Source organism: Rhizobium centroccidentale (assembly GCF_030182565.1).
GTDB lineage: Bacteria > Pseudomonadota > Alphaproteobacteria > Rhizobiales > Rhizobiaceae > Rhizobium.
The window spans coordinates 23,200-33,431 of the sequence record NZ_JAQJCG010000035.1; the positions used below are offsets into that span (position 1 = coordinate 23,200).

A 10,232-nucleotide genomic window follows, 5' to 3' on the forward strand; every position below is an offset into this window, starting at 1 on the left:
TTCTGTCGTGGCTGCCGCGGCGCCTGCGACAATTCCCGCCAAGATAGAGATATTTTATTTCACGAACCTGAAGCGTATGCGGCGCCGGAGATATCGTTCCGGCTTGATCGGTTGGAAGCTGCGCGTTTTGTTCCTAGATAGGCTTTGTCCGATACCGGGTTTCGACTGTGGACGTACGATATGAGAGCACGCAAGACAGGGTTCAGCGCATGAAGGATCGGCCATTCGGCACATCGGGTATCCCTGGATGGTTGAACCGCTACGAGCCTTTGCTGCTTGTGATGTTTGCCGCGCTTTCGGGCGGAATTCTTCTTTTCATCTATCTCACAGGCGAGGTCCTCGAAGGCAGCACGAAGGGGTTCGACGAGGCGATCTTGCTGGCGCTTCGCCAGCCCGCGAACCTTTCCGTGCCGATTGGGCCGGGATGGCTGACCCATGCCGTCAGGGACATCACGAGCCTCGGCGGCACGACCGTGCTGGCGCTGATGACCGCTTTGGTGACGATCTATTTGCTGCTGGACCGCCAGCGGGCGATCGCCATTTTCATCCTCGCTTCGGTCCTGGGCGGATGGGCATTGAGCACGGCCTTGAAAGTCGGCGTCGCGCGGGCGCGACCGGATATCGTCCCGCATCTGGTCGAGGTTCACGATCTGAGCTTTCCGAGCGGCCATGCGATGGTGTCGGCCGTGACCTATCTGACCCTTGCCGCGTTGATCTCGGGCACGCGGACCCATCGCTCGACGCGGGTCTTCACCGTCGCGGCAGGCATCCTGCTGACGTTGATAATTGGTGCGAGCCGGGTCTATCTCGGCGTCCATTACCCCACAGACGTCCTCGGCGGCTGGTGTGCCGGCGCGACCTGGGCGCTCGCCTGCTGGATCATCGCCCGCCGCTACATATCGCCTAAGGCAAGCGACAAGAGGTCTGCCGAAGACGATGGTCCGCCTTTCAAATGAGGGAGGGTGTCCCTTGCAGGATCAGCATTGGACTTCGAGCCGTGTCGCCACCAGCAGGGAGTAGTCCGTACCCTTGGGGTCGCTGAAGAACATGCTGGTCAGCGCGGCCTGATTTTCCGCCATGACTTCCTTCGGATTGGGTCTGATGACCTTACGCTTGCAGCGGCCGAAGGCCGGCCCCGATGTGCTCAAATCGTTGTCAGTGGCGAAATCGACCGCCGTATAGAGCGTCTTGTCGTAGATGCCGAAGATGGTGGTGCCCTTGAGGAAGGTCTTCTGCTCCGGCTTCAGCGAAAAGGTCAACGTCAGCGAACCATCCTTGTAGTCGGCCTGGATCGCATCCGGCTTGGCCATCGGCACCGCTTTGCCGTTGCTGGTGACGTTCGTGTAGTAGCCATATTGCGCCAGCGAATCCCTGACCGTCTTTCCCACGGCCTTGAGCTCGCTCGGGCTCAAAGCCTGGTCGCCGCTCTTGCCGTAATCCATGAGCACGGAGGAGGTGAACACCTCGTCGAAGCTCCAGACATTGCGCAGCTCGCTGATGGAGCCATCGGGCGCCGAGACGACCTCGAATTTGGCGTCGATGAAGATATGCGGATGGGCAAATGCGGGAACGGGTAGAAGCGATAGCATCGCAACCAGCAGGGAAATCTTTGTTTTCATGCGAGCAATACCGCGTTCCGTCCATTTATCCGATGCGCAGATCTGAACGTCAAATGGGACTGATTTGAGACCCAGCGCGAGTAGGCAAGGCATAGATGCAAGGGAAGGAAACAGGAATACGGAAACTTGCCTTTTTCGGCAGAATACCAGCCTCGGCCTGAGCCGTGACTTCTTCTATTCGGAGAAAGACTTGGAAAACTGGAGCGGGCGAAGGGATTCGAACCCTCGACCCCAACCTTGGCAAGGTTGTGCTCTACCCCTGAGCTACACCCGCTCATTCCCGTCGCGATCCGGGGTAGTGTGTTGGACCGCTGGGCGTCGTCTTGCGGCGACGGGCGCTATATGGCCTAACCATTTTTCAAATGCAACAGGGAAATGACGAGTTCGCGAAGAAAAATTGCATCTTCGTTTCGCGAGCCATCGGAAAGCCCGGAAACGCCGGGCTTTGTCGTCTCGAAGATTGCAATGAAATTGTGGGCGACGTATCAGGGGCGGACCATTCTTGATTGCGAGACGCCATGACCGAGACCAGCCTGAAGAACCGCGACGACCTTTTCCGATTCCTGGACGGGCTCGGTATCAGCCATACGACCAAGGATCATGCTCCGGTCTTCACCGTTGCCGAATCGGTATCGCTGCGCGACGAGATTCCGGGCGGCCATACGAAGAACCTCTTCGTAAAGGACAAGAAGGACAATTTCTTCCTGCTGACCGTCGAGGAAAACGCGACAGTCGATCTGAAGACCGTGCACACGCTGATCGGCGCCGCAAGCAAGGTCTCTTTCGGCAAGCCGGAAAAGCTGATGGAATATCTCGGCGTCATCCCGGGCTCCGTCACGGCATTCGGCGCGATCAACGACGCGGGCAAGAATGTTACCTTCGTGCTCGATGCCGAGCTGATGGCGCATGACATCGTCAATTGCCATCCCTTGTCGAACGACGCGACGACGTCGATTGCCAGCGGCGATCTCCTGCGCTTCATGGAAGCGACGGGTCATACGCCGCTAGTCTTGAAAGTGACGAGCTAACGTACGATTTTAGCGCTAAGATTATAGCGGTCGGCTTCTCTTCGGATTGTCCGGTCGCTTTGGCCACTTCATGGAGCGTGCTGGCAGGCGAATCTCATCGTCTCGTCTGGAGATCATGCTTCTCACAAAATCAAGGATGCCGTCAGGCGGGAGACACTCATGAGCGGTTCGAACAATCCCTATAACGCTTCCTTCGGCGGTCAGATGTCGGCCTCGGCATCCTACGGTGCCACGCCCGCTGCCGGCGGCGCTTCGCCGATCAAGGACACGACGACAGCGACCTTCGCCAAGGACGTTATCGAGGAATCGCGCAACCAGCCGGTGCTGGTCGATTTCTGGGCGCCCTGGTGCGGCCCGTGCAAACAGCTGACGCCGGTGCTCGAAAAAGTCGTCACCGAGGCACAGGGCCGCGTGAAGCTGGTCAAGATGAATATCGACGATCATCCCTCGATTGCCGGCCAGCTCGGCATCCAGTCGATTCCAGCCGTCATCGCCTTCGTAGACGGCCGTCCGGCCGATGGCTTCATGGGTGCAGTTCCGGAAAGTCAGGTTCGCCAGTTCATCGATCGCCTCGGCGGTCCGGCGGGCGGCGCCGACGATCAGGCGGCCGAGATTGCTGCCGTTCTGGAAGAGGCAAGCGGTCTGCTTGCCGCCGGTGATGTCAATGGTGCCGCCGAGCTCTTCGGTGCGGTGCTGCAGGCGGATCCCGAAAATGCCAAGGCGCTCGCCGGCATGGCGGAATGCATGATCGCCGCCGGCCAGAGCCAGCGCGCCCGCGAAGCGCTTGCCGACCTGCCGGAAACGCTCGCCAACGATGCCGGCATTCAGGCGGTGGTGAAGAAGCTCGACCAGATCGACGAGGCGCGCAAGCTTGGCGATCCCGTGGCGATCGAGCAGGAACTGGCGGCCAATCCCGACAATCACGAGCAGCGTATCAAGCTCGCCAAGATCCGCAATGTCGAAGGCAGGCGCGAAGAGGCGGCCGAGCATCTTCTGACCGTCATGCGCAAGGATCGCAGCTACGACGATGACGGCGCACGCCGCCAACTCTTGGAATTCTTCGAGGTGTGGGGTGCCAAGGACCCCGCTACGATCGCGGCGCGGCGCAGGCTTTCCTCCATTCTGTTTTCGTAATCGGTCAGTTGTCCCAAGGGCATGGCGATCGCGCGGAACCTTCCGGGCGATTGCTCGTTAGACGGCCGTCCTCGATATTCGGCAAACGGCCCCCATCGGCGTTTTCATGGAAAATGCTCTTGTGTTTTCAGCAGACGGGCTCACATTGTCGATGACGCGGCACGAAAAGGGGCGATGACCGCGATGTGTGTCGTTCCTGCGCGGCTCACTGCGGCGCGCAGCGCGTCGCGACGATCTAGCGGGATGGAAAAGATGCAAGTCGGCAATGCGAGATATCTGAAGCCGGGCGATCTGCCCGAATCGGTGGTCGTCTTTCCCTTATCCGGCGCGCTGCTGCTGCCCGGTGCGCAACTGCCGCTCAATGTCTTCGAGCCGCGCTATCTCGCCATGTTCGATGCGGCGATCGCCGGAAATCGTTTGATCGGCATGATCCAGCCGGCGCTGGGAGAGCCGCCGGAATCGTCCAATCTGGCGCATGTCGGCTGCCTCGGGCGCATCACCTCCATTTCGGAGACCGGCGATGGTCGTTATATCGCCGCGCTGACGGGCATATGCCGTTTCCGGCTGATGGATGAAATCACTACCCACCAGCCCTACCGCACATTCCGCATCACCCCCTTCATCTCCGACCTGAAATCCCATCATGAGGAAGGTACCGTCGATCGTCCGGCACTGCTTTCGGCTTTCCGTGCCTATCTGGAGGCCAACAAGCTGGAAGCGGATTGGGAAAGCGTCGAGCGGGCCGACAACATGATGCTGGTCAATTCGCTGTCGATCATGGCGCCCTTCGATCCGGCCGAGAAGCAGGCACTTCTCGAAGCGCCCGACCTGAAGACCCGCGCAGAAACCTTCATCGCCATCGTCAAGATCGTGCTCGCCGGCTCCGGCGACACCGATTCCCTGCTGCAATAGGAATTTTCGTATGGACGTCACGGTCAGTAAGGTGGACCCGAAACTGCTCGATCTTCTCGTCTGCCCGCTGACCAAGGGGCGGCTGAGCTACGACCGGGAAAAGAACGAGCTGATCTCGGAAAAGGCGCGTCTCGCCTATCCGATCCGCGACGGCATTCCGATCATGCTGATTTCGGAAGCAAGACGTATCGAGGATTGAGGATCGCGCTTCCCTCTGTATTGTGGGGTGGAGGCCGGCCGTTTCTCGCAGGGGTCGATGGAATGGCAACTTTGTGCTCTCATTTCGGTCGTTGGGCCTTCTCCATTTATTAAGCAAAAGCTGCCGGTTGCGGCAGTCGAGTGCGCCACCTCAATTTGAAGCAGTGTTAGATATCAGGTGTCCGTAAAGGGGTGACCGCTGCGTTATCTGTCCGATTGCAAAATTGGAGTCTTGCGGGCCACCAGAAGGCCGGCGAAAGCAGTGTACGTTATAGTATACCTTTATGGACGGACTGGGCGCCCTAATGTGGCTTGGTCCGCGTCAAAGACCAACACAGGAAGATGGTTTTGAGCCAGTCGCCGCTTATATGTCCCACGATGAACGCGTCACGGGAGAACTGCATAGTGGGGATGACTTAGATGCCCCCTCGAATTTTTGTATCGTTTTCTAACGGAGGGGCTATCAATGAGTGCAACGGTTGCGAGGAGAGCGTAGGCATGGCACTAAGCTGGTACTTCGGTTGTAGAGCATCCCAATGATTATTCACGATATATTCGATTGGCTGTATACGCAGGATCAGCAGCGCGCCTCTAAGGAGGTCGATGGGCTGTTTTTCGTCGCGAGCGATATTGGCTCTACTCGCAAGGAAAATCAGGATCGGGTTGCGGTTCTTCGTGTTGCGAGCAAAGCCGCTAACTTTTGGTGCGCATGCCTGTGTGACGGTATGGGCGGGATGGCAAATGGGCGTCAGGCCGCGTCCTTTGCAATATCTGCCTTCTTCGCTTCTCTAATTTCTAATCGTCGTGAGCCGACGGAGGCCCGTTTGGAGCGTGCTGTGCGGGCAGCAAATGCGATGGTGGTGTCCGAGGTTCCCGGGGGAGGATCGACACTGTCAGCGTTGTGTTTGGAGGCGGGCTCCGTGTTCACGCTGAATGTCGGAGACAGTCGCATCTTCCGAATGCACAGAGACGGCAAATTGGAGCGGCTAACTACGGACGATACCATGGAGGAGGCCTACGGTTCTGAAGGGCGCGGCCTACTGCAGTTTATTGGGATGAAGTCGGGTATGCTGCCCCACATCAAACGGGTAACAGGGATAGATGGGCAGTTTTTTATAACCAGCGATGGGGCCCACTTGGTAGGTGATGCCACGCTGAGAGACCTACGCCAAAACTCTCGTGACCGCGCAGTGTTCTCGGACAGGGTGCTGGAACTCTCGAACTGGTTAGGAGGCGTTGACAACGCGACAATCGTTGCGACCGACTGGCTTCAGCCGGAAGATACTTACGCATCAAGCCAAGCGTCTGATGTATCGGTATGGTCTACCAATGGCCGGTTAAAGCTAACTTGGACTACGCCTCCGCAGGCAGATGGGATTGCACAGGAGAATGATCGCGAGCGATCACCGCCGGAGGCGGAGCCGCGCCCGCAGCAGGCTGACAAGCCAGCTACACCATCTCATACGGCCCAAAACCAACCTGTGAAACCAGGCGAGAAGTTGAGTGACGGACAGAAAAGTCCGACTCCGAAGCGGAGGAGCCGCAAGCAAAAGAAAGAACAAATAGAAATTGGGTTCTCTGAGGAGGAGCAGGGAGAATAATGCTGATCGCGGGACGCTACGAGGCAACGGGTGCGATGAACGCTGGGGGTATGAGCGAGGCGCACCAATGCCAAGACATACGCCTGCACCGCCAGGTGATTTTGAAAACCCTTCGGAAAGAACAGGAAAAGAGGCGGCTGGCTGACGAGCAAAAAGCTCTACTGAAAATGAGGTCCAGCCACGTTGTACAATTACTTGATGTGGTCTCTTTTGAACATGCAGGGAACGAGGTTCGTTGCCTAGTCCTAGAGTACATTGATGGAACAGATCTAAAGGAAGGCCAATTCGCAATTGGGGACGAGTATCTGCAAGTGTTATGGCAGATCGCAAAAGGGCTCAAAGAGATCCACGACGCTGGCGTTATTCATCGAGATATAAAGCCCAATAACCTTCGCCGCGACAAAGAGCGTATGGTCAAAATTATTGACTTCGGGCTCTCTCGCGAGGTTGGGGTCGATAATCATACGCAAGCTGCCATCGGCTATCTTCCTTATATGGCACCAGAGTTGCTTGCCAAGGGTCTGGTCGAGTTCAGCACTGCGACTGATGTTTATGCATTTGCCGTCGTAGCACTATCGATTTCATCCGGCGGCCTGCCGGATTGGTGCAGAAAGAGAGTACCAGCGCAAGCACCAGCTAACCTTTGTATTACCCATCTGGCTGGACTGGATGCCGCAATCGCGACCTCCCTTCAGCAATGCCTTGAAACCGATCCTGCAAACCGTCCAACAATGTCAGAAGTGCTGAACTCGATTGAACGGGTTTTGCTTCGAGATAGGCATAGGGCGCGAGTTGTCATCGGTGGAAAGGTTAACGAGCTGCACAGCGGGAAACGCACCGCTACCCCTACTGTATCTGCCAGTGGGACTGTACGGTCTCAACTCGGCATTGAATACGACGGCAATGATTTTCTTGTGCGCTCCGTGATGGGAGAGGTCTTGGCTAACAACAGGGCTCTAACTGTTGGGTCAAAGCTACCGCCATCGTGTGTTCTTGCGTTCAATGTCGCCAAGAACAACTACTATTACGCCACCTTCGATATCTCCAATCCGGAGTACATGGTATGACACGGGGATTGCTTGGCGGTCGATACGAGATTGTAGGAATGCTCGGCAGCGGTGGTATGCAGCATGTCCATCGTGCCAAGGACCATCTGCGAGGCGTGGATGTTGCCCTTAAGACCCCGCAGCCGGGCCAAATTGTAAAGAAGTTCTCCAACAGTGCGATACTGTCGGCTCGGGTCAATCATCCTCATGTCGCAAAGACCCTTGATTATCTTGAAGAGAGCGGAGTGCCATATTTAGCTGAAGAGCTTGTTGAAGGTGGCACGCTGGAAGACGCCTGCATGTCGGTTGCGGGGTACGTTGATCCTCATACAGGAGCGCGTCTGTTTAGAATGCTGGCTAAGGGCCTAGCCGCGTCTCATCACGCTGGAGTTGTTCACAGAGACCTCAAACCTTCGAATATCCTCGTAAACGGGGGGTACAGCTTGAACGAAGTCAAAATCACTGATTTCGGTATTGCGACCTTAACGGAGGAGGTTTTCGAAGAAGAGGCTGAACGCGGCGACATCACGAAAACAACATCCGGTACCGTAAAAGGCGCGCTTCCATACATGGCGCCGGAAATGATGTTTAGGAAGAAGGGGGAACACGTAGGACCGGAAGCAGATGTCTGGTCATTAGGTGCGCTCATGTTTCATGCACTAGTTGGGGAACTGCCCTTCGGTGAAGGTTTCATCGTGCCTGCGAATGTCATGACTGGAAAGAGGGCAGCTTGGCCAGCATTCATGACGAGCGACCTACAATACGCGTCGCTATCGAAATCGCTGCAGGTGCTCGTGGAGGCCTGCCTACAGGTTGATAAAGCGGCAAGGCCCACAGCGGACCAACTGGTTTTGCAGTGCAACGAACTCGAATACTTCAATGGAAAGTGGTTTCACGGACAGGTGAACAACATGCCGAACAACTATTTCGGTTATATTCGCGGACGCGATGCGCAGATTGCTTTCTTTCATCGAGAAAGCACATATGGCCCTCGCTACCCAAAAGTAAACGACAAGGTTGTCTACGCGCTTAGTGATGGCTCACCGCGTCCACGCGCGTTTCCTTTAGTTGTCTGCAAATAGAGCGCGCACCGAAGATGCACGTGAGATTAATTGCGCATTCTCGTTAGCCTGCGCGAGAATGAGTGTTCGTTGGTGGAAAACTAGGAGAAGCATTGTGAACAAAAAGAGAATGAAGTAAATTTGAGCTATGTATGATGTTCGCGCAGTCGCTAACTTCGTTCTAGATATTGCAGAGGCAGACGGCAGAAATGTCTCCAATCTGCATATCAATAAGATTGTGTATTTCCTGCATGCTGACTTTCTGGTTGCGTTTTCCCGCCCATTAGTCACCGCAAAAATTGAAGCATGGACATACGGGCCAGTGTTTCGAGAGCTATATCGCGAGTTTAAAGAATTTGGTGATGCTCCTATCAGTGGACGGGCCCGGTATCTCGATCCAGCGACGGGACGAAAGAAGAATGCAGAGTGGCGGTTCACATTTGATGAAGAGGGCTTTCTGAGGGAGCTTGTGAAGAAATACGTTTCCATGACGCCGGGTGCATTGGTGGCTCAATCTCACATCGAGGGCGGTCCATGGGATCAGACTTGGAACCACGAAACGAAGACGAACGCCTCAATGAAGATTTCGGATGAGGCAATCAAAAGCTGGTACGAAAGGACGGTAAAGCACTAATGGCATTCGACTATTTGAAGCTGCTTGCTAAACTTGACAGGCCACCTGCTGGACCCAACTGGGTGCGTTTCGTTCAAGACGACGTGGCCAGGACTACGAAGTCAATTGTGTCGTTTGTTAAGGGCTCACCTCGTTTTACCTACTCGTCTGGCTATGCTGCGATAAAAGACCGCATTCAGCTCGGAATTAATTTGGAGACGGCACTCGCGGTCGCAACTCGTTCAGGCGCTCCTGCTGGACGTAAGCAGAACGAAGACTTGGTCAAATCGTTCTTTGAGCATGACGAAGCTCGTCACTATGCGATGCACAACTTTATCGAGTTCGAAAGGGAATTGTTTCGCGTCTCGAGAGATGTTTCCGTTCCGGTATCACCGCTGTGTGTAATTCGAGAGCAAGGGCAGTTTGTGCCGTTGTTTGTATGCGGGTGGAGCGAACTCAATCTCACTGATTTTCAGCGGCGGCTGCTTGTAACGATCTGCGAAGACGCCTTCCTCTCCCTTACTGACTATCAAAGCTCTCCTGCCGAGTTTCTGTTTTTTCCTAAAGTGAATGACGGAACCGAGTTGAGGCGGTCAGCCGAAGTTTGGAAACGCGGCGACTATGATCTTTTGGGCGATCAGGATTTGAACGCTGCTGTTGAGATATTTTTACAGTCGCGAGAGCTGGCGCGTCAGATTTTGTTGAAAGAGATGGCGGAAGATATTGAGCGTCGGAGGCGTGAAGGTCCTGCTGCACCTACGCCTCGCCCAAGAGATTTGTTTGACGATTGACGCAACCCATGCAGCGGCACGTTGGTGATGAACGACTGAAAGTGCGCTTGCCGCGGATTGGAATGTGTGCAAGATGGACACGTCAAAGGGGACATTATGTCCCCCCTAGCCATCCCTGGAAGACCGGTTTCTAGGAGACCTGTGCGCGGATATTTGTAGACGTATGGAAACATTGATGATTCAATGCCTTTATCGAGAGATAGAGGTTTGTAATGAGCCGTCGCCGGAT

General features: G+C 55.6%; 11 protein-coding genes and 1 tRNA gene. 10 read left to right on the forward strand and 2 right to left on the reverse strand.

Going from position 1 to position 10,232, the window contains the following annotated elements:
• Positions 1-209: 209 nt before the first annotated feature.
• Entirely contained in the window at positions 210-956 is a 747-nt protein-coding gene (locus tag PH562_RS29175) for a phosphatase PAP2 family protein (protein ID WP_113231442.1), read from the forward strand.
• Between the two features lie 21 nt (positions 957-977).
• Here the strand turns inward: PH562_RS29175 and PH562_RS29180 are convergent, their stop codons facing one another.
• Together PH562_RS29180 and PH562_RS29185 are read right to left on the reverse strand one after the other, a co-directional pair.
• Positions 978-1,619, reverse strand: a complete 642-nt coding sequence (locus PH562_RS29180) for a DUF1007 family protein (protein ID WP_285177306.1) — start codon at positions 1,617-1,619, stop codon at positions 978-980.
• Positions 1,620-1,818: 199 nt separating this feature from the next.
• A tRNA-Gly gene (locus PH562_RS29185) sits at positions 1,819-1,893 on the reverse strand.
• Between the two features lie 244 nt (positions 1,894-2,137).
• Between PH562_RS29185 and PH562_RS29190 the strand changes: the two genes are divergently transcribed.
• The 9 genes from PH562_RS29190 to PH562_RS29230 all read left to right on the forward strand — a co-directional run bounded on the left by PH562_RS29190 (position 2,138) and on the right by PH562_RS29230 (position 10,003).
• Complete coding sequence (locus PH562_RS29190) at positions 2,138-2,647, forward strand: prolyl-tRNA synthetase associated domain-containing protein (protein ID WP_285177308.1); 510 nt, start codon at positions 2,138-2,140, stop codon at positions 2,645-2,647.
• Between the two features lie 159 nt (positions 2,648-2,806).
• On the forward strand, positions 2,807-3,781 hold the full coding sequence (gene trxA / locus PH562_RS29195) for a thioredoxin (RefSeq protein ID WP_285177311.1): 975 nt from the start codon (positions 2,807-2,809) through the stop codon (positions 3,779-3,781).
• Between the two features lie 252 nt (positions 3,782-4,033).
• Positions 4,034-4,693 (forward strand): LON peptidase substrate-binding domain-containing protein, encoded by a 660-nt coding sequence (locus PH562_RS29200; RefSeq protein WP_113231659.1) that lies wholly within the window; start codon positions 4,034-4,036, stop codon positions 4,691-4,693.
• A 10-nt stretch (positions 4,694-4,703) separates the two neighbouring features.
• Positions 4,704-4,892: a Trm112 family protein gene (locus PH562_RS29205; RefSeq protein ID WP_037154712.1), complete on the forward strand. Its 189-nt coding sequence runs from the start codon at positions 4,704-4,706 to the stop codon at positions 4,890-4,892.
• 535 nt (positions 4,893-5,427) lie between these two features.
• Positions 5,428-6,492, forward strand: coding sequence for a PP2C family protein-serine/threonine phosphatase (locus tag PH562_RS29210; protein ID WP_285177323.1), 1,065 nt, complete (start codon positions 5,428-5,430; stop codon positions 6,490-6,492).
• Positions 6,492-7,559 (forward strand): serine/threonine protein kinase, encoded by a 1,068-nt coding sequence (locus tag PH562_RS29215; protein WP_285177327.1) that lies wholly within the window; start codon positions 6,492-6,494, stop codon positions 7,557-7,559. The genes PH562_RS29210 and PH562_RS29215 overlap by 1 nt, the downstream gene beginning before the upstream one ends.
• A complete protein-coding gene (locus PH562_RS29220; protein ID WP_285177330.1) occupies positions 7,556-8,620 on the forward strand; it encodes a serine/threonine-protein kinase in 1,065 nt (354 codons plus the stop codon). Before PH562_RS29215 ends, PH562_RS29220 begins: the two co-directional genes overlap by 4 nt.
• 127 nt (positions 8,621-8,747) lie before the next feature.
• Positions 8,748-9,233 carry a Panacea domain-containing protein gene (locus tag PH562_RS29225; RefSeq protein ID WP_285177332.1) on the forward strand — a complete coding sequence of 162 codons (486 nt, stop codon included), beginning with the start codon at positions 8,748-8,750 and terminating at the stop codon, positions 9,231-9,233.
• Positions 9,233-10,003: a hypothetical protein gene (locus PH562_RS29230; protein WP_285177334.1), complete on the forward strand. Its 771-nt coding sequence runs from the start codon at positions 9,233-9,235 to the stop codon at positions 10,001-10,003. Before PH562_RS29225 ends, PH562_RS29230 begins: the two co-directional genes overlap by 1 nt.
• The last annotated feature ends 229 nt before the right edge of the window (positions 10,004-10,232 follow it).